Here is a 17,291-nt window from a genome sequence, read left to right on the forward strand (position 1 = left end):
CCTGCGTTAACGTTTTCCGCTGTGCAGCCAGAATGGCTCCTGCGAAATGGCTTCGTTGCGGAAATGCTCAATTTCAATGTGCTGGCGGGTCTTGATGGCATACAGCAGCCCTTGCCAGTTCTCCAGCCATGCGCGGGCGACCGGTCCGTCATAGGCCCCTGCGAGCAGCAGGATGCTGTCGATATTGCGCGCCAGACGGATCAGCTGATCGCCATACTGATCGCCCAGCGGATGTCCGAAAATGGTTTTCAGTTCAGCGGCGTGGCGGGACAGGTGGGTATCGGCAAAACGCTTAAAGGAGTCGTCGATTTTGGCCTGCGCCTTCGCATCGAGGAAGGTGCGCCAGCCGCGATTGATCAGGAACTCGGTGAGGGTCAGTTTCGCCGTCGCGGTTTGCGGGCTGTAGATCGCCGTCTCAGCAGACACCTCAGAAGCCATCAGGGCTTCAACCTGGGTCAGCAGATCACGTAAGTGAGCGCTAGCTTTACGCGGCACAATGCCGCCGAACAGCGTCAGGCTGTGACGCACCAGCGCCATCGCCGCCAGTACCTCGGCTTTCGCCCCCTTCACGCCGCGGACCCACAGCTCCTCGTGGTATTGCCACTGGCTCAACGCCAGCTCCAGCGAGGCTTCAAAGCCCTGCTCGACAGAGGATTTTGGCGCAACGCGCAGAATCTCGGTCGGCTTCAGAACACGCGGAGCATTGCCCTGGGCCAGATGATAGCCGCGGGCGGCTTTGCTCAGGCTGCCCTGGCGCAGACCGTTCAGCGTCACCAGCTTGCGGGCCAGCTTCAGGACGTCATCGGCGTGACCTTCCAGCAGCTCAAGCTCGAGTTCGCAGATCGGCTCCTGGAACTCACCGGCTTTCACTTCCCCCAGGTCGAGGGCGATTTCGATCCGGCTTTTACCTTCGTTCACCAGCCACTTCTCGCGCCAGAAATCGGTGCTGAACAGCGGGTTAACGCGCTCCGCCAAATCGTCAGGGAGTTGGCCTTCCGGCCACACTTCCGCCGGGAAACGCGCCAGCTCCAGCTCAGGCTGGCTGATATCGATGTTGTATTCCGGGCGCTGATGCAGGCCGCCGACCACGCGGCCGCCGACCTTCATGGTCATCTCGTAGCGTCCGTCCACGCCGCGGATACGCAGACCCCGGTCATGACGGCGCAGCCACAGGTCCTGGGTTTCGTAATAGATGTTGAGCAGTTGCACCGGAGCGTGATGCTCGCCGGTCAGCTGATGCAAATGAGTTCGCAGCGCATCGACGCTGCCGTTTTCAACGATAAACTTTAATTCGATTTCCTGAGCCATGGCCTTGTTCTTTTGATTGCAATATCGTGGGGTAAATTACGGCGAACTTACTCGCCACTTTTTTGTCAGTAGATAGTATTTTGCGCCAGATTGCCACGCAATGGGCAATTTGACGGGCGTAAAGTTTGCTACAGTGGCCAACAGAGCACAGAGGATTCCGAATGCTGACGAATCCTTTGAGCCTGAAGTCTGTTTCCACTAATATCGTTCCACTTTTCATGAAAATAACGACTGCCTGATGCCTAAATTACGCCTGATCGGACTGACATTACTTGCTTTAAGCGCCGCGACCGTGGTCCACGCAGAAGAGAAGCGCTACGTTTCTGACGAACTGAACACCTGGGTACGCAGTGGTCCGGGTGACAATTATCGCCTCGTGGGTACGATTAATGCCGGCGAGGAAGTGGTGCTGTTGCAGAGCAACGCGGAATCCAACTACGGCCAGGTGCGCGACAGCAGCGGCCGTACCGCCTGGATCCCCCTGAAAGAGCTTAGCACTGACCCGAGCCTGCGCACCCGCGTGCCGGATCTGGAAAACCAGGTCAAAACCCTGACTGACAAGCTGACCAACATCGACGCCACCTGGAACCAGCGCACCGCTGAAATGCAGCAGAAAGTGGCCCAGAGCGACGGGGTGATCAACGGTCTCAAAGATGAGAACCAGAAGCTGAAGAACGAGCTGATCGTCGCCCAGAAAAAGGTGAGCGCGGCCAACCTGCAGCTGGATGACAAACAGCGCACCATCATCATGCAGTGGTTTATGTATGGCGGCGGCGTGCTGGGGATGGGTCTGCTGCTGGGTCTGGTGCTGCCGCATCTGGTGCCGAGCCGTAAACGTAAAGACCGTTGGATGAACTAAGTCGCCATCTCTGCCACACTTACGTATTATTTTGCCAATATTTGATACGGGAGAGTGTGGCGTGAAGATTTATCTGGTCGGTGGTGCGGTTCGTGATGCGTTGTTAAGTCTGCCGGTCAAAGATAAAGACTGGGTGGTGGTGGGAGCCACCCCTCAGGCAATGCTCGACGCGGGTTACCAGCAGGTAGGCCGCGATTTCCCTGTGTTTCTGCACCCGCAAAGCCGCCAGGAGTACGCTCTGGCGCGTACCGAACGCAAATCCGGCGTCGGTTATACCGGTTTTACCTGCCATGCCGACCCTGACGTTACCCTCGAAGAGGATTTACAGCGTCGGGATCTGACCATCAATGCCCTCGCGCAGGATGAAAACGGCCATATCATCGATGCCTATGGCGGTCAGCAGGATCTGCAAAACCGCATCCTGCGCCATGTTTCCCCGGCTTTCTCTGAAGATCCGCTTCGCGTACTGCGCGTGGCGCGCTTTGCGGCCCGCTATGCCCATCTGAGCTTCCGCATCGCCGACGAAACCATGGCGCTGATGGCGGCGATGACCGACGCGGGCGAGCTGGAACACCTCACCCCGGAGCGCGTGTGGAAAGAGACGGAGAATGCGCTCACCACCCGTAATCCGCAGGTTTACTTCCAGGTGCTGCGCGACTGCGGAGCGCTCAAAGTGCTGTTCCCGGAACTGGACGCGCTGTTTGGCGTGCCAGCCCCGGCGAAGTGGCACCCGGAAATTGATACCGGCATCCACACCCTGATGACCCTGAGCATGGCGGCGATGCTCAGCCCGGAGGTGGACGTGCGCTTTGCCACCCTCTGCCACGATCTCGGCAAAGGCTTAACGCCACCCGAACTCTGGCCACGTCATCACGGCCACGGCCCGGCAGGGGTCAGACTGGTTGAACGGGTTTGCCAGCGCATGCGGGTGCCGAACGAGATCCGCGATCTGGCGAAGCTGGTCGCCGAGTTCCATGACCTGATTCACACCTTCCCAATCCTCAAACCGGCCACCATCGTGAAGCTGTTCGACAGCATTGACGCCTGGCGCAAGCCGCAGCGCGTGGAGCAGATCGCCCTGACCAGCGAAGCAGACGTGCGCGGGCGCACCGGGTTTGAAGCCAACGACTATCCGCAGGGGCGACTGTTGCGTGAAGCCTGGGAGGTGGCGAAAGCCGTGCCGACGCAAGCGGTGATCGAGGCCGGATTTAAAGGGCCAGAGATTCGGGAAGAGTTAACAAAACGGCGGATTCAGGCAGTAGCGGACTGGAAGGAACAGCGTTGCCCTCAGCCGAAAGACTGAGGGCAGTGAGTCATCAGAAGAAGACCACGTAAACCGCGGCCGCCACGATAAAGCGATAGATGGCGAACGGGATAAACGAGATGCGCTTGATCAGCTGCAGGAAGGTTTTAATGGCGATCAGCGCCACGATAAACGCAGTGATAAAGCCTACGGCAAACATCGGGATGTCGGCCGCCGTCAGGAAGTGGTAGCTCTTATAGAGATCGAGCGCGGTCGCCCCCATCATCATCGGCACCGCCAGCAGGAACGAGAACTCCGAGGCCGCATAGCGGCTCACGCCCACCAGCATCCCGCCGGAAATGGTCGCTCCGGAACGGGAGAAGCCCGGCCACAGTGCCAGACACTGGAAGCAGCCAATCATAAACGCCTGGCGGTAGGTCATATCATCCAGACCCGGCGCGCGTGGCTCTTTTGGCTTGAACAGCTCGGCGGCAATCAGCAGGAAACCACCCACCACCAGCGCGTACATCACGTTAATCGGGTTGAACAGCGATTTGATGGTGTCGTGCAACACCAGCCCCAGCACCACCGCCGGGATCATCCCGAGCAGAATGTGCAGCAGCGTTAAGCGCCCTTTGCCGGTGCCTTCATGGGGCGGGTGGCCAAAGTGAATGCCAATCAGCCCGAACAGACGGCGCCAGAACATCACCACCACTGCCAGAATGGATCCTAACTGGATCACCACCTCAAAGGTTTTCGCCGTTTCGCCTTCGAAACCCAGCAGATGGCCAACAATAATCATATGGCCCGTACTGGAAACCGGCAGAAACTCTGTCAATCCTTCGACCACACCCAGTATTGCTGCCACCAGCAGGGAGTGCATATCGCTCATCAATAAACCCCTAAAAAGACAGAAAAAAACGGGTTACCCAGGGGGTAACCGCAGAATGAACAGCTGTAAGACTGATTTAACAGGAATTGGTTTAACGATGATACCGTTAAATATTTCCTTTCAGATTTTGGCTACGCTCAATGATAACGCCCACATTGGCCGCCCGCGCTACCGCGCCCGGCTTGCTGACTTTGATGCGCACCCACGGGGAATTAAAGCGGCTGAGCAGCAGTTCCGCCACCTCTTCCGCCACGCGTTCCACCAGCGCAAAACGCTGCCCTTCCACGTGGCTGATGACCGTTTCGCTAACGTCGGCATAGCTCAGACAGTCGTTCACATCATCGCTTTTCGCGGCGGCGACGTTATCCCAGCCCATTTCGATATCGAACACTAACTTCTGTTCGATGGTCTGTTCCCAGTCATACACCCCGATAGTGGTGATTACCGAAAGTTGCTCTATAAATACTATATCCATCACGACCTGCCTGGTTTTTGGCTAAACCGGATACCACTCCCGGCGAATTATGCGTATTATCCACAGATGCTAAGTACAAAACGATATTTTCAAAACGGAACAGCGTTATGAGTGCAATCGCGCCTGGAATGATCCTCCTTGCTTACCTTTGCGGCTCAATTTCCAGCGCCATTCTGGTCTGCCGTATCGCCGGGTTACCTGACCCACGCGAGAGTGGTTCCGGGAATCCGGGGGCGACCAATGTACTACGAATTGGCGGCAAAGGAGCAGCCGTAGCGGTTCTGATTTTTGACGTCCTGAAAGGCATGCTTCCCGTCTGGGGCGCGTATGCGCTGGGCGTTACGCCATTCTGGCTGGGGCTGATTGCTATCGCCGCCTGTCTGGGCCACATCTGGCCGGTATTCTTCCGTTTCAAAGGCGGTAAAGGCGTGGCCACCGCATTTGGTGCCATCGCCCCCATTGGCTGGGATCTCACCGGCGTGATGGCCGGCACCTGGCTGCTCAGCGTATTGCTCAGCGGTTACTCCTCCCTTGGCGCTATCGTCAGCGCCCTGATTGCCCCGTTTTACGTCTGGTGGTTCAAACCCCAGTTCACCTTCCCGGTGTCGATGCTCTCCTGCCTGATCCTGCTGCGTCATCATGACAACATCCAGCGCCTGTGGCGTCATCAGGAGACTAAAATCTGGTCGAAGCTGAAGAGAAAGAAGAAAGAGCCGCAGTAGCGCCCTTTCGCCTTCGCCCCTTAGTTATGCCTTATAACCAAATGTGATTTAGATCGTTTTCTTGCTGTGAGTACTCTTTTTGTTCGTACAGCTAACACAACATAAGAAAATGACAGAGATCGCAGATCCAACCTCACTTGCAACGACAGGAAACACTCCCGACGGGGAGATCAAATGGGTCCGCAACGCGGCGGACGTCACCCAACTGGTAAACGAAGGCTCACAGGGCCGGGCCAATGCGCGTATCGTCATCGGGATCGCCCTTGGCGGCATCTTTCTGGATGCCTACGACCTGGGCGCGCTGGCGTTCGGCATCAAAGATATTACCCGCGAGTTCAACCTCACCCCCGCAGGCACCGGCATGGTGGCTTCAGCCATCACCTTCGGTGCGATTGTCGGGGCGCTGATTGGCGGCTACCTGACGGATAAAATCGGGCGCTACCGGGTCTTTATGGCCGACATGGTGTTCTTCGTGGTCGCGGCCATCGCCTGTGCCTTTGCCCCTAACGAGTACGTGCTGGCCGGGGCGCGCTTTGTGATGGGTCTGGGCGTGGGGATCGATCTCCCCGTGGCGATGGCCTTCTTAAGCGAGTTCGCGAAGCTGAAGGGCCCCGGCAACAAAGCCGCCAGCGTCGCCATGTGGTGCCCTACCTGGTATGCCGCGATCAGCATTTCGTATCTGCTGGTGCTCTTCTTCTATAGCGTATTGCCAGAGACGCACAGCGACTGGCTGTGGCGTATTATCCTCGGCTTCGGGGCGATCCCCGCGCTGGTGATCATTGCCATCCGCAGCCGGTATATGAGCGAATCCCCGGTGTGGGCAGCGAATCAGGGCAACCTGAAAGAGGCGGCGGCGATCCTGCGCAAGGCGTACAACATTAATGCCCACGTGCCGCAGGAGGCGCTCGACCAGCCCGCCCCGGTGGTGAACAAAGCCAGCTGGGGTAACTACCTGAATCTGTTCCGCGGGGTCTATCTGCGCCGCACTACCCTGGCCACGCTGCTGTCGATTGTCTCGTCCTTCGCCTATAACGCCGTGGCCTTTGGCCTGCCGGTGATTATCTCCAGCTTCTTTGTGCAGTCGATGCTGACCACGATTCTGATCTCACTGGCCCTGAACCTGCTGTTCGCCTTTGTCGGCGGTCTGCTGGCGGTGCGGCTGGTGCCGCGTTTTGGCGCATGGCGGATGTCACTGGGAGGTTATACCTGCCAGCTGATTGCCCTGCTGGTGCTGGCGATTATCGGTCGTCCGGAAGGTGCCGCAGAGGGGGTTACGGCGGTGGCGATGCTGGCTCTGTTCCTGTTCGGCCAGGGCTTTGGGCCGGGGGCGCATACGATGACCTTTGCTTCGCTCAGTTACCCGACCTCGCTGCGCGGTGTGGGTGTGGGGCTGAACCAGACGCTGATGCGCAGCAGCTCGACGCTGTCGCTGTTTATGTTCCCGCTGCTGGTGGCCTCGATGGATACGGCTGTTTTCTGGGTGATTGCCCTGGCGCCGTTGATTGGGTTGGTTTCGCTGCTGGCGATCCGCTGGGAACCGTCCGGGTATGATATTGATGCGGAGGATTACCGGTAAGTTCAGGCGACGGAGAAGCCGGGTGGCGGCTGCGCCTTACCCGGCCTACAAACCCCACAACATGCACGACCTGTAGGCCCGGCAAGCGCAGCGCCGCCGGGCAATGCCGCCCCATCCATAAGTGACTCATATGACAGCCTTCATTTCCGCCAGGGCATACTAAAAAAATCCCGACGGCGAGCAGATGGATGAAGCATGTCAGCACCTCAGATGGTTGATAAAACAGTAAAAGGCTGGCAGGCATCGCTTGCTTTGCAGTTTTGTCACACCCCTGAAAAAACCCTCCTTCACTCTGCTCGTCATGTCGGCCCCCTTACCGTACAACGCCCGTTCTATCCCGAAGACGACACCTGCCACCTCTATCTGCTGCACCCGCCGGGCGGGATTGTTGGCGGGGATGAACTGACGATCGACGTCCACCTTGAGGCCCGCAGCCACGCGCTGATCACCATGCCCGGTGCCAGCAAGTTCTACCGCAGCAACGGCGCGCTGGCGCGGCTGGATCAGCACTTCACCCTGGATGAGCACGCCACGCTGGAGTGGCTACCCCAGGACACCATTTTCTTCCCCGGCGCGAATGCCGCCCTGCGCTCGGTGTTTCATCTGCAGCGCAGCAGCACGCTATTGGCCTGGGAGCTGTTCTGCTTAGGCCGGCCGGTGATCGGCGAGATCTTCAGCCACGGGCAGATCGAAAGCCGCCTTGAGGTCTGGATCGACGGCGAACCGCTGCTGATCGAGCGTCAGCACCTGGCCGACGGCGATCTGACCCCCGTGGCGGGACACCCGTGGATCGGCACCCTGCTGTTTTACCCGGCCAGCGAAACGCAGCTGGAGGAGGCCCGCGAAGCCCTGGCACCGCTGGAGCATTTCGCGGGGGCGACCCTCACCGACGGCCTGCTGTCGGTCCGTTTTCTGGCCCATGACAACCTGATTTGCCAGCAGGCGATGCGCGAGATCTGGCAGCGCCTGCGCCCGCAGCTCACCGCCAAAGCCCCCTGCTCGCCCCGTATCTGGCACACCTGAGAGACGCACGATGGAACTGACCCCCAGAGAAAAAGACAAGCTGTTGCTGTTTACCGCCGCGCTGGTGGCCGAGCGCCGCCTCACCCGCGGCGTGAAGCTCAATTACCCGGAATCGGTAGCCCTGATCAGCGCCTTCATTATGGAAGGGGCGCGCGACGGGCAGACGGTGGCAGAGCTGATGGAAGCCGGTCGCCACGTCCTGACCCGCAGCCAGGTGATGGAGGGCGTACCGGAGATGATCCCGGATATTCAGGTGGAGGCCACCTTCCCGGACGGCTCCAAGCTGGTCACCGTTCACAATCCGATCCTGTAAGGGGGCAGCATGATCCCAGGCGAATACCAGATTAAACCCGGCCAGATCGTGATCAACGCAGGCCGTAACACCCTGAGCGTGATCGTCGAGAACCACGGCGACAGGCCGATCCAGGTCGGATCCCACTACCATTTTTACGAGGTGAATCCGGCCCTGAAGTTCGATCGTGAGCCCACCAGAGGCTACCGGCTAAACATTGCCGCTGGCACCGCCGTGCGCTTCGAGCCGGGGCAAAAAAGGGCCGTGACGCTGGTTCAGGTGGCAGGCGCTCAGCGTATTGTCGGCTTTCGCGGCGAGGTGATGGGCGAGGTGAACCATGGCTGAGATCTCGCGCCAGGCCTATGCCGACATGTTTGGCCCCACCACCGGGGATAAAGTCCGGCTGGCCGATACCGAGCTGTGGATCGAGGTGGAACAGGATCTGACGATCTACGGCGAAGAGGTCAAATTCGGCGGCGGGAAGGTGATCCGCGACGGCATGGGTCAGGGGCAGATGACGGCGCAGGATTGCGTCGATCTGGTGCTGACCAACGCCCTGATCGTCGATCACTGGGGGATCGTTAAGGCCGATATCGGCGTGAAGGATGGCCGGATCGTCGCCGTCGGCAAAGCCGGTAACCCGGACATTCAGCCCGGCGTGACCATCCCAATTGGCGCGGCCACCGAGGTGATCGCCGCCGAAGGCAAGATCGTTACCGCGGGCGGGGTCGATACCCACATCCACTGGATCTGCCCCCAGCAGGCCGAAGAGGCGCTGGTCTCTGGGGTGACCACCATGATCGGCGGCGGCACCGGGCCTGCCGCTGGCACCAATGCCACCACCTGCACGCCGGGGCCGTGGTATATCGCGCGGATGCTGCAGGCCGCCGACACCCTGCCGGTCAACATTGGCCTGCTGGGCAAGGGCAACGCCTCCAACCCGGATGCCCTGCGCGAGCAGGTTGCCGCCGGGGCGATTGGCCTGAAAATTCATGAGGACTGGGGGTCAACGCCCGCAGCCATCGACTGCTCCCTGACGGTGGCGGATGAGATGGATATCCAGGTGGCGCTGCACAGCGACACCCTCAACGAGGCCGGGTTTGTCGAAGACACGCTGGCCGCCATCGCCGGACGCACCATCCACACCTTCCACACCGAAGGGGCGGGCGGCGGCCATGCGCCGGATATCATCACCGCCTGCGCGCACCCCAATATTCTGCCCTCCTCCACCAACCCGACTCTGCCGTATACGGTCAATACCATCGACGAACATCTCGACATGCTGATGGTCTGCCACCATCTCGACCCGGATATCGCCGAGGACGTCGCCTTTGCAGAATCGCGCATTCGCCGGGAGACCATCGCCGCCGAAGACGTGCTGCATGACATCGGGGCCTTCTCCCTCACCTCGTCGGATTCGCAGGCGATGGGCCGGGTAGGCGAAGTGATTATCCGCACCTGGCAGGTGGCGCACCGGATGAAGGTGCAGCGCGGCCCGCTGGCGGACGAATCGGGTGAGAACGATAACCTGCGGGTGAAACGCTATATCGCCAAGTACACCATCAACCCGGCCCTGACCCACGGCATCGCCCACGAGGTGGGGTCGATTGAGGCTGGCAAGCTGGCGGATCTGGTGGTCTGGTCCCCCGCCTTCTTTGGCGTCAAGCCAGCCACCATCGTCAAAGGCGGGATGATCGCCTGTGCGCCGATGGGCGACATTAACGCCTCGATCCCCACCCCGCAGCCGGTGCACTACCGGCCGATGTTTGGGTCGCTGGGTGCCGCCCGCCACGCTACCCGGCTGACGTTTCTCTCGCAGGCCGCCGCCGATAACGGTATTGCACAACAGTTGAACCTGCAGAGTGCCACGGCGGTGGTCAAAGGCTGCCGGACGGTGAAAAAGGCCGACATGATCCACAACGGCCTGCAACCGAACATTACCGTCGATGCGCAAACCTATGAGGTGCGCATTGACGGGGAACTGATCACCAGTGAGCCGGCAGAGGTCCTGCCGATGGCACAACGCTATTTTCTGTTCTGAGGAGAAATCATGATCACCTTAACCCAACGCCTCGACCATCCCCATCCCGTGACCGCCCGGGTGACGCTGCCGATTGATGTCCGGGTCAAGAGCCGCGCTCGCGTGGTGCTGGACGACGGGCGCGATGCAGGCCTGATATTGCCGCGCGGCCTGCTGCTGCGGGGCGGCGACCTGCTCATCAGCGACGACGGGCGTGAGGTGGTGGAAGTTATTGCCGCCGCTGAGCCACTGTCGGTGGTGCGCTGCGCCGATCCTTTCCTGCTGGCGCGCGCCTGCTATCACCTGGGCAACCGCCACGTGCCGCTGCAAATTCTGCCCGGCGAGCTGCGTTATCACCATGATCACGTCCTCGACGAGATGCTGCACCTGTTCGACCTCGAAGTGACGTTCGCCAGGCTGCCGTTTGAACCGGAAGCAGGGGCCTACGCCAGCGAAGGCCATTCCCATTCGCACTCTCACGCTCATTCACATTAAGGATTAATCATGCGCAAGTTATTACCCCTGCTGCTACTGGCCTTCTCCCTGCCCGCGCTGGCCCATCCGGGACACGGCAGCGACAGTTTTCAGGCCGGCTTTTTCCATCCCCTGACCGGGCTGGATCACCTCCTGATGTTAACCGGCGCAGGCGTGCTCGCCGCCCTGAGCGGCCGCAAACTGCTGATGCCTTTTGCCACCCTCGGCATGATGCTGACCGGCGCGATCGCGGGCAGCCTGCTTGGCGGTTTTAGCGGGATGGAGATGCTGATTATCGCCTCGCTGGCGGTATGCGGCGTGATGATGTTCAAAACCGAAAACCGCCTGTTGCTGGCCGTCCCGGCGCTGGCGATGTTCCACGGCTGGGCGCACGGCGTCGAGATGGCAGGCCACAGCTTCTGGCTGTTCACCAGCGGCTTTATGCTCGCCAGCGCTGCGGTGCTGTGCGTCAGCTTTGCCGCCGGGTTGCTGCTGCGCCGCCACGACGGGCTGCGTAAAACCTTTGGCGGCGGGCTGATCGCCTCTGCGCTGCTGGCGCTGATGAGCTGATGGATCTGTCCCGCCAGCTGCGCCTGATGCAGCTCGCCAGCAGCAGCCTGCCGGTGGGATCCTATACCTGGTCCCAGGGGCTGGAGTGGGCGGCGGAAGCGGGCTGGGTCACGACGCCCGCCGGGTTCAAAGCCTGGCAATGTCAGCAGATGGAGCAGAGCTTTTTCTGCGTCGATCTGCCGCTGTTTGCCCGCCTGTATCGCGCCTGCGAGCAGCAGGATATTGCCGCCGCCTCGCGCTGGACAGCGTACCTCCTCGCCTGCCGCGAGACCCGCGAGCTGCGGGAAGAGGAGCGCAACCGCGGGGCAGCCTTCACCCGGCTGATCAAAAGCTGGGAGACGGACTGTCCACCCGACTGGCTGCCGCTGTTCTCGCAAAGCCAGCTGTGCGGCATGGCGTGGCTCGGCGTGCGCTGGGGTATCGGCCTGCGCGAGATGGCGTTAAGCCTCGGCTACAGCTGGATTGAGAGCGCAGTGATGGCGGGCGTTAAGCTGGTGCCCTTTGGTCAGCAGGCGGCCCAGCTGTTGATCATCGATCTCTGCGATCGCTTTGCCGACGGGCTGGAGCAGGCCCTTCTGCGCCGCGATGACCAGTTGGGGGCGGCCACGCCGCTCTCGGCCATCGCCTCGGCGCGTCACGAAACCCAATATTCACGGTTATTCCGTTCCTGAGGAGTCTCTATGTCTGAGTACAAACATCCCCTGCGCGTGGGCGTCGGCGGCCCGGTGGGGTCGGGCAAAACCGCCCTGCTGGAAGCGCTGTGTAAAGCGATGCGCGACCAGTATCAGCTGGCGGTGGTGACCAACGATATCTACACCAAAGAGGACCAGCGCATCCTCACCGAAGCGGGGGCACTCGAGCCGGAGCGCATTGTCGGGGTAGAAACCGGCGGCTGTCCGCACACCGCGATCCGCGAAGATGCCTCGATGAACCTGGCGGCGGTGGAAGCGCTGAGCGAAAAGTTCGGCAATCTGGATCTGATCTTTGTCGAGAGCGGTGGGGATAACCTGAGCGCCACCTTCAGCCCCGAGCTGGCGGATCTGACCATCTACGTGATCGACGTCGCCGAAGGGGAGAAGATCCCGCGCAAAGGCGGGCCGGGGATCACCAAATCCGATTTTCTGGTGATCAACAAAACCGATCTGGCACCGTACGTGGGGGCCTCGCTGGAGGTGATGGAGCGCGACACCAACCGCATGCGCGGCGAGCGTCCCTGGACCTTTACCAACCTGAAAGCGGGTGACGGGCTGGGGACGATCATCGGCTTCCTGGAAGAGAAAGGGATGCTGAAGGTGTAAAAAAAGCCTGGCATCACGCCAGGCTTGCTGATTATTTACAGCTGTTGCTCGATGCGCCCTGCTCACGCCAGACGCCCCAACTGCTGAACCCTTTACCCGGCTCTTCCTGACCCGGGTTGACGTACCACTGGTTCATCCAGATTTTGCCGTTGTGGGAGACTTTGGTGCATTTGATTGGGTAAGCAATCTTCGCATTGTAAGCCGGGGTGGTCTCCTTCGCCGGGGTCTCATCCTGCGCCGGGGTAGCTGGCGTCTCGTCCTGCGCCGGGGTCGCCGGTGTTTCATCCTTCGCTGGTGCCGCCGGTTTGCTCACTTTAATGGTCATGCTGTCCTGAGCAGTACGACCGTCCGCCCCGGTGGTGGTCAGGGTATAGGTCACTTCACCTTCGCTATTGGCCGGGATCGCCGCATAGGCATGGGCGCTGTTCAGGCTGTTAACCAGGGTGCCGTTCAGCTTCTCCTGCAGCCAGAAGGTGCCAGCCCCTTTGGTCACGCTCCAGTTATACGATTTCGCATTCAGGCTCTTGCTGCCATCCAGTGGCCAGGTGCTCACCCCCGTGGCAGACGAAACCATGGTGTAATCCGCCCCGGCTACCGCCGTCGGTGCCGGTAGGGTTTCACCGCCGTTCTTCAGGGCCATGATGCGGGCAACAGCCCGCTCCATATCCGGCTGCGTCCCGATGATCGCCCCGGTGCCATTGGCGGCTGGGGTACCGGTCTCCTGCAGGATCTGGCGCATCTGCAGCGGGGTCACCGTAATACCGTGAGCTTTGGCAATCCCCGACAGGCTGGCAACCACCCCGGCGACAATTGGCGTGGACGATGAGGTTCCCCCGAAGTTATTGGTGTAGTTGGCATTGACGGTATTATTGAGGGTGCCGTAGCCGGTGGTGACGACATCGCTGCAGCCCCAGGATGAGCTGGTCACCCGCTTGCCGTAGGTGCTGAAGTGGGCCCGCTGACCGGTCTTCGCACAGAAGGCCCCGGCGATAATCGCCCCGGAATCCCGCACCTGGGTATCCCATTTGCCATTGAACGCTGGCGAGTCGAGGTTGATATTGCCATTGCCCGCGGAGGTCACCACAAATACGCCTTTGTCGGTGAGCGCCTTAATGACGTTGAAATAGCTGACATCGTTTTCGATAGGGATATAGCAGGCCGAGGTACAGGTTCCGGCCACTTCTCCGCCCCAGGTCTGCATATTTAATGAGACCACATCCCCCGCGTTTAATTGAGGGATCATGTTATAGAGGTTGGTCGATGGCCAGGCAGCATAGGCGACTTTACTCTTATAGCTCAGGCCACGCACGCCGGAGCCAATATCCCGCGCCGCCAGAATGCCGACGGAAGCGGTATTATGTTGCCGTTCGGTGCAGGTCTCTTTATTGGGCCCCTGCAGGAAAGCAATCGGCGGTAAATTCAGATGTTTATCATTCCAGCCACAGTTTTCGGACGAGACGATAGTAATGTCTTCACCCTCATTGCCCTTATAGGAATTCACACTGTCACGGTTAACGCCACCCATATAATAGCCAGCACGTTTTTCACCAGGTGATTTTAAATAATCCTGCAGGTGGCGATAATCCGGAATGGATGAGGCGGTGAGATTGCCGTTTACCGACGACTTTAATTTCGGTTTGGTTTGGGTTGTTTCCTGCTGGGTATCATCTAACGAAACGGGAATACTTTCAGGATAAACAGATTCAACATTCTGGTTGTGTTCCAGCTCGGTAATAATTGTGTTGATGAAATTTTTATCCTGCGCTTTACTCTCCGGCAGGGTGACACGCAAATAACGGTCAAAACCGTAACGCGTATTTAGCTCATTCAGTTCGGCAGACTTATCCGCCTGGAACATGGGGGTGAGGACCAGGGTCGGGTCGCTCAGGGTCAGCTTGCGGGCCGCAGTGGTTGTGCCCTCGGTGCCCGGCTTCAGCGTCACGATGATCGCTGCGTAAGAGATACCTTCCTGAGCCAGCTCCGCCTGAGGCAGCGTTGCAGCGTGCGCAGAACAGGTAACGGCTGCGCAAATTAACAGCGATAAAATACTTTTTTTCATTTTAGCCAACGATCCTTTATGACATTAATTAAAATCCTTCTTTTTCAGCATGAATTAAAAAAGTAAGCGGACCTATAAGAGCGCTCTTTCAAAAAATAAGAAATCTCTTGTCATTAAACGTTGGCTTAGCAGCGGCGCCATTTAAATCTGTCAAGCCCTCGCTGCGGGTAAAAATATTTATTCCTTTGCAATCCATCCGGGTACGCACAATATAAAATTACATCCTGGGCAAACTCTAATTAACGCCGCTAAAGGAAAATCCAATGACAATTAAAATGGTGATTGCGGATGAGCATACCGTGATCCGCCGGGGGATCGGCGCCATGATCGGCGATAACGCCTCTCTGGCGCTCTCATTCTGTGGCGAAGCCGCCTCAACCGTAGAGCTTCTGGCGTTGCTGGCGCGCGAAACCCCCGACATTTTGTTGCTGGGCTATACGCTGCGGGATCCGCAGAACGGCATGGAGGGGCTGGCGCTGGTGAAGTGGTTAACCCGCCACTACCCGTCGCTGCAGGTGATGATGCTCTCGCCCGATACCAACCCGCTGCTGATCCGCCTCGCACTGGAAGCAGGCGCGAAAGCCTGGCTCAGCCGTCACAGCGATGAAAAGATCCTCAGCCAGGCGTTACAGTCGGTGATCGATGGCGAGGTGTACGTCGAGCGCACCCTGATGAACGCCCTGTTTAAAGGCGGGAAAATGATGAATGAGGCGCTCTCCGTCCGGGAGACTGACGTGCTGCGTTTGATCTGTAGGGGACTGAGCCTGACGGATATCTCGCGGCGGATGCATCTGAGCATTAAAACCGTGAGCGCCCATAAAATGCGGGCGATGGACAAGCTGGGAGTGAAGAACAGCTGTCAGCTCTACTGCCTGCTAGCAAAAACCCGGATGTTTGATATCGCACTCTGACATCCGGGTCACTTTCATCAGGCGGCAGGCAGTTCTGCCAGCGGCCAGCGCGGACGGACGGAGACGCTGAGATCCGCCGTAGCTCCCGGCTTCATACGCACCATCCCGGCATAGGCGATCATCGCCCCGTTATCGGTACAGAATTCCGGACGGGCGTAGAACACCTCACCGCGACGCTTTTGCATCATTTCCGCCAGCTTCGCGCGCAAGGTACGGTTGGCGCTGACGCCACCCGCCATCACCAGACGCTTAAAGCCGGTCTGATCCAGAGCGCGCTTGCACTTGATCATCAGCGTATCCACCACCGCATCTTCAAAAGCACGCGCGATGTCAGCGCGAGTCTGATCGTCATCTTCATTATTACGGATGGTATTCGCCGCGAAGGTTTTCAGCCCCGAGAAGCTAAAATCCAGACCCGGACGATCCGTCATCGGACGCGGGAAGACAAAGCGCCCTTCCGTGCCCTGGGATGCCATCTTCGACAGCATCGGGCCGCCCGGGTAATCGAGACCCAGCAGCTTGGCGGTTTTATCGAAAGCTTCACCCGCCGCATCGTCAATGGACTCGCCCAGCAGTTCGTATTCACCAATGCCGGTGACGCTGATCAACTGGGTGTGGCCGCCGGAAACCAGCAGCGCCACGAACGGAAATTCCGGTGGATTGTCTTCCAGCATCGGCGCCAGCAGGTGCCCTTCCATATGGTGAACCGGGATTGCCGGAACATCCCACGCGAATGCCAGCGAACGTCCGATCGTCGCGCCCACCAGCAGCGCGCCCACCAGCCCTGGACCGGCCGTGTAGGCCACGGCGTCGATATCTTTTGCCGTTAAGCCCGCCTCTTTCAGCGCCGCCTGAATCAATGGCACCGTTTTACGCACATGGTCGCGGGAGGCCAGCTCCGGCACCACGCCGCCGTAGTCAGCATGTAATTTCACCTGACTATACAGTTGGTTGGCGATCAGCCCTTTTTCATCGTCGTAGATCGCGATGCCGGTTTCATCGCAGGATGTTTCAATACCCAGTACACGCATGACTTGTTTTACCTCACTCAGATACCGCGCAGTGTAGAGCCTGGGCGGGTTGATGTAAAACTTTCCTCACCCCTGGAGTTCTCTTCGTGTATACTCCTCACCCTTATAAAAGTCCCTTTCAAAAACGGCCGCGGTGCTTTACAAAGCAGCAGCAATTGCAGTAAAATTCCGCACCATTTTGAAATAAGCTGGCGTTGATGCCAGCGGCAAACCGAATTTATAAAGGTGAGAGTTACATGCCGGTAATTAAAGTACGTGAAAACGAGCCGTTCGACGTAGCACTGCGTCGCTTCAAGCGTTCATGCGAGAAAGCAGGTGTTCTGGCTGAAGTTCGTCGTCGTGAGTTCTATGAAAAACCAACGACCGAACGTAAGCGCGCTAAAGCTTCTGCTGTGAAACGTCACGCGAAGAAACTGGCTCGCGAAAACGCACGCCGTACTCGTCTGTACTAATCTTTTGAGGACGCACGTCCTCAATTGTCAGACAGAGTAATAGTCGTAAGGCCGTGCTTCCGGAAGGAATGCGCGGCTTGTTTTCG

General features: G+C 59.1%; 19 protein-coding genes. 14 read left to right on the forward strand and 5 right to left on the reverse strand.

The annotated features are described in order from the left end of the window. Positions 1-6: 6 nt before the first annotated feature. The gene (locus SOM40_RS19905; protein WP_320531035.1) at positions 7-1,308 is read right to left on the reverse strand and encodes a CYTH domain-containing protein; all 1,302 of its coding nucleotides are present in this window, start codon (positions 1,306-1,308) and stop codon (positions 7-9) included. A gap of 238 nt (positions 1,309-1,546) precedes the next feature. On the opposite strand from SOM40_RS19905, the gene SOM40_RS19910 reads away from it, so the two are divergent. Together SOM40_RS19910 and SOM40_RS19915 are read left to right on the forward strand one after the other, a co-directional pair. After that, entirely contained in the window at positions 1,547-2,167 is a 621-nt protein-coding gene (locus SOM40_RS19910; protein ID WP_106995850.1) for a TIGR04211 family SH3 domain-containing protein, read from the forward strand. A gap of 61 nt (positions 2,168-2,228) precedes the next feature. Further along, positions 2,229-3,470 (forward strand): multifunctional CCA addition/repair protein, encoded by a 1,242-nt coding sequence (locus SOM40_RS19915; RefSeq protein ID WP_320531034.1) that lies wholly within the window; start codon positions 2,229-2,231, stop codon positions 3,468-3,470. 13 nt (positions 3,471-3,483) lie between these two features. Here the strand turns inward: SOM40_RS19915 and bacA are convergent, their stop codons facing one another. Further along, positions 3,484-4,302 carry an undecaprenyl-diphosphate phosphatase gene (bacA, locus tag SOM40_RS19920; protein ID WP_166184058.1) on the reverse strand — a complete coding sequence of 273 codons (819 nt, stop codon included), beginning with the start codon at positions 4,300-4,302 and terminating at the stop codon, positions 3,484-3,486. Between the two features lie 106 nt (positions 4,303-4,408). Further along, the gene (gene folB / locus SOM40_RS19925) at positions 4,409-4,777 is read right to left on the reverse strand and encodes a bifunctional dihydroneopterin aldolase/7,8-dihydroneopterin epimerase (protein ID WP_106995853.1); all 369 of its coding nucleotides are present in this window, start codon (positions 4,775-4,777) and stop codon (positions 4,409-4,411) included. A 107-nt stretch (positions 4,778-4,884) separates the two neighbouring features. Here folB and plsY point away from each other — a divergent pair, with 107 nt between their 5' ends. From plsY to ureG, 10 genes are all read left to right on the forward strand, one after another. Further along, positions 4,885-5,499: a glycerol-3-phosphate 1-O-acyltransferase PlsY gene (gene plsY / locus SOM40_RS19930; RefSeq protein WP_106995854.1), complete on the forward strand. Its 615-nt coding sequence runs from the start codon at positions 4,885-4,887 to the stop codon at positions 5,497-5,499. Between the two features lie 109 nt (positions 5,500-5,608). Next, positions 5,609-7,075 (forward strand): MFS transporter, encoded by a 1,467-nt coding sequence (locus SOM40_RS19935; protein ID WP_320531033.1) that lies wholly within the window; start codon positions 5,609-5,611, stop codon positions 7,073-7,075. A 210-nt stretch (positions 7,076-7,285) separates the two neighbouring features. Beyond that, positions 7,286-8,098 (forward strand): urease accessory protein UreD, encoded by an 813-nt coding sequence (locus tag SOM40_RS19940; protein ID WP_414672300.1) that lies wholly within the window; start codon positions 7,286-7,288, stop codon positions 8,096-8,098. 10 nt (positions 8,099-8,108) lie between these two features. Beyond that, complete coding sequence (locus SOM40_RS19945) at positions 8,109-8,411, forward strand: urease subunit gamma (protein ID WP_261644825.1); 303 nt, start codon at positions 8,109-8,111, stop codon at positions 8,409-8,411. Between the two features lie 9 nt (positions 8,412-8,420). Then, positions 8,421-8,735, forward strand: a complete 315-nt coding sequence (locus tag SOM40_RS19950) for an urease subunit beta (protein WP_320531031.1) — start codon at positions 8,421-8,423, stop codon at positions 8,733-8,735. Then, a complete protein-coding gene (gene ureC / locus SOM40_RS19955; protein ID WP_320531030.1) occupies positions 8,728-10,431 on the forward strand; it encodes an urease subunit alpha in 1,704 nt (567 codons plus the stop codon). Before SOM40_RS19950 ends, ureC begins: the two co-directional genes overlap by 8 nt. A gap of 9 nt (positions 10,432-10,440) precedes the next feature. Then, entirely contained in the window at positions 10,441-10,905 is a 465-nt protein-coding gene (gene ureE / locus SOM40_RS19960) for an urease accessory protein UreE (protein ID WP_261644828.1), read from the forward strand. Positions 10,906-10,914: 9 nt separating this feature from the next. Then, positions 10,915-11,454: a HupE/UreJ family protein gene (locus SOM40_RS19965; RefSeq protein WP_225758052.1), complete on the forward strand. Its 540-nt coding sequence runs from the start codon at positions 10,915-10,917 to the stop codon at positions 11,452-11,454. Then, positions 11,454-12,125: an urease accessory protein UreF gene (locus SOM40_RS19970; RefSeq protein WP_312078040.1), complete on the forward strand. Its 672-nt coding sequence runs from the start codon at positions 11,454-11,456 to the stop codon at positions 12,123-12,125. Before SOM40_RS19965 ends, SOM40_RS19970 begins: the two co-directional genes overlap by 1 nt. Positions 12,126-12,134: 9 nt before the next feature. Beyond that, positions 12,135-12,752, forward strand: coding sequence for an urease accessory protein UreG (gene ureG, locus SOM40_RS19975; RefSeq protein WP_106995862.1), 618 nt, complete (start codon positions 12,135-12,137; stop codon positions 12,750-12,752). Positions 12,753-12,783: 31 nt separating this feature from the next. Here ureG and SOM40_RS19980 read toward each other — a convergent pair whose 3' ends face one another. After that, positions 12,784-14,811: a S8 family peptidase gene (locus SOM40_RS19980; protein WP_320531029.1), complete on the reverse strand. Its 2,028-nt coding sequence runs from the start codon at positions 14,809-14,811 to the stop codon at positions 12,784-12,786. 263 nt (positions 14,812-15,074) lie between these two features. Between SOM40_RS19980 and SOM40_RS19985 the strand changes: the two genes are divergently transcribed. Then, the gene (locus SOM40_RS19985) at positions 15,075-15,722 is read left to right on the forward strand and encodes a LuxR C-terminal-related transcriptional regulator (RefSeq protein ID WP_106995864.1); all 648 of its coding nucleotides are present in this window, start codon (positions 15,075-15,077) and stop codon (positions 15,720-15,722) included. A 17-nt stretch (positions 15,723-15,739) separates the two neighbouring features. On the opposite strand, the gene tsaD is transcribed toward SOM40_RS19985, so the two are convergent. Next, complete coding sequence (gene tsaD, locus SOM40_RS19990) at positions 15,740-16,753, reverse strand: tRNA (adenosine(37)-N6)-threonylcarbamoyltransferase complex transferase subunit TsaD (protein WP_106995865.1); 1,014 nt, start codon at positions 16,751-16,753, stop codon at positions 15,740-15,742. Positions 16,754-16,989: 236 nt separating this feature from the next. On the opposite strand from tsaD, the gene rpsU reads away from it, so the two are divergent. Next, positions 16,990-17,205 (forward strand): 30S ribosomal protein S21, encoded by a 216-nt coding sequence (gene rpsU, locus SOM40_RS19995; RefSeq protein WP_001144069.1) that lies wholly within the window; start codon positions 16,990-16,992, stop codon positions 17,203-17,205. The last annotated feature ends 86 nt before the right edge of the window (positions 17,206-17,291 follow it).

It is taken from the genome of Leclercia sp. CFBP8987 (assembly GCF_034044995.2).
Lineage (GTDB): Bacteria > Pseudomonadota > Gammaproteobacteria > Enterobacterales > Enterobacteriaceae > Enterobacter > Enterobacter tamurae.

Coding starts and splice junctions, on each gene's coding strand:
- SOM40_RS19905 (WP_320531035.1), bottom strand. CDS start 1,308: ATGGCTCAGGAAATCGAATTAAAGTTTATCGTTGAAAACGGCAGCGTC.
- SOM40_RS19910 (WP_106995850.1), top strand. CDS start 1,547: ATGCCTAAATTACGCCTGATCGGACTGACATTACTTGCTTTAAGCGCC.
- bacA (WP_166184058.1), bottom strand. CDS start 4,302: ATGAGCGATATGCACTCCCTGCTGGTGGCAGCAATACTGGGTGTGGTC.
- folB (WP_106995853.1), bottom strand. CDS start 4,777: ATGGATATAGTATTTATAGAGCAACTTTCGGTAATCACCACTATCGGG.
- plsY (WP_106995854.1), top strand. CDS start 4,885: ATGAGTGCAATCGCGCCTGGAATGATCCTCCTTGCTTACCTTTGCGGC.
- SOM40_RS19935 (WP_320531033.1), top strand. CDS start 5,609: ATGACAGAGATCGCAGATCCAACCTCACTTGCAACGACAGGAAACACT.
- SOM40_RS19940 (WP_414672300.1), top strand. CDS start 7,286: ATGGTTGATAAAACAGTAAAAGGCTGGCAGGCATCGCTTGCTTTGCAG.
- SOM40_RS19945 (WP_261644825.1), top strand. CDS start 8,109: ATGGAACTGACCCCCAGAGAAAAAGACAAGCTGTTGCTGTTTACCGCC.
- SOM40_RS19950 (WP_320531031.1), top strand. CDS start 8,421: ATGATCCCAGGCGAATACCAGATTAAACCCGGCCAGATCGTGATCAAC.
- ureC (WP_320531030.1), top strand. CDS start 8,728: ATGGCTGAGATCTCGCGCCAGGCCTATGCCGACATGTTTGGCCCCACC.
- ureE (WP_261644828.1), top strand. CDS start 10,441: ATGATCACCTTAACCCAACGCCTCGACCATCCCCATCCCGTGACCGCC.
- SOM40_RS19965 (WP_225758052.1), top strand. CDS start 10,915: ATGCGCAAGTTATTACCCCTGCTGCTACTGGCCTTCTCCCTGCCCGCG.
- SOM40_RS19970 (WP_312078040.1), top strand. CDS start 11,454: ATGGATCTGTCCCGCCAGCTGCGCCTGATGCAGCTCGCCAGCAGCAGC.
- ureG (WP_106995862.1), top strand. CDS start 12,135: ATGTCTGAGTACAAACATCCCCTGCGCGTGGGCGTCGGCGGCCCGGTG.
- SOM40_RS19980 (WP_320531029.1), bottom strand. CDS start 14,811: ATGAAAAAAAGTATTTTATCGCTGTTAATTTGCGCAGCCGTTACCTGT.
- SOM40_RS19985 (WP_106995864.1), top strand. CDS start 15,075: ATGACAATTAAAATGGTGATTGCGGATGAGCATACCGTGATCCGCCGG.
- tsaD (WP_106995865.1), bottom strand. CDS start 16,753: ATGCGTGTACTGGGTATTGAAACATCCTGCGATGAAACCGGCATCGCG.
- rpsU (WP_001144069.1), top strand. CDS start 16,990: ATGCCGGTAATTAAAGTACGTGAAAACGAGCCGTTCGACGTAGCACTG.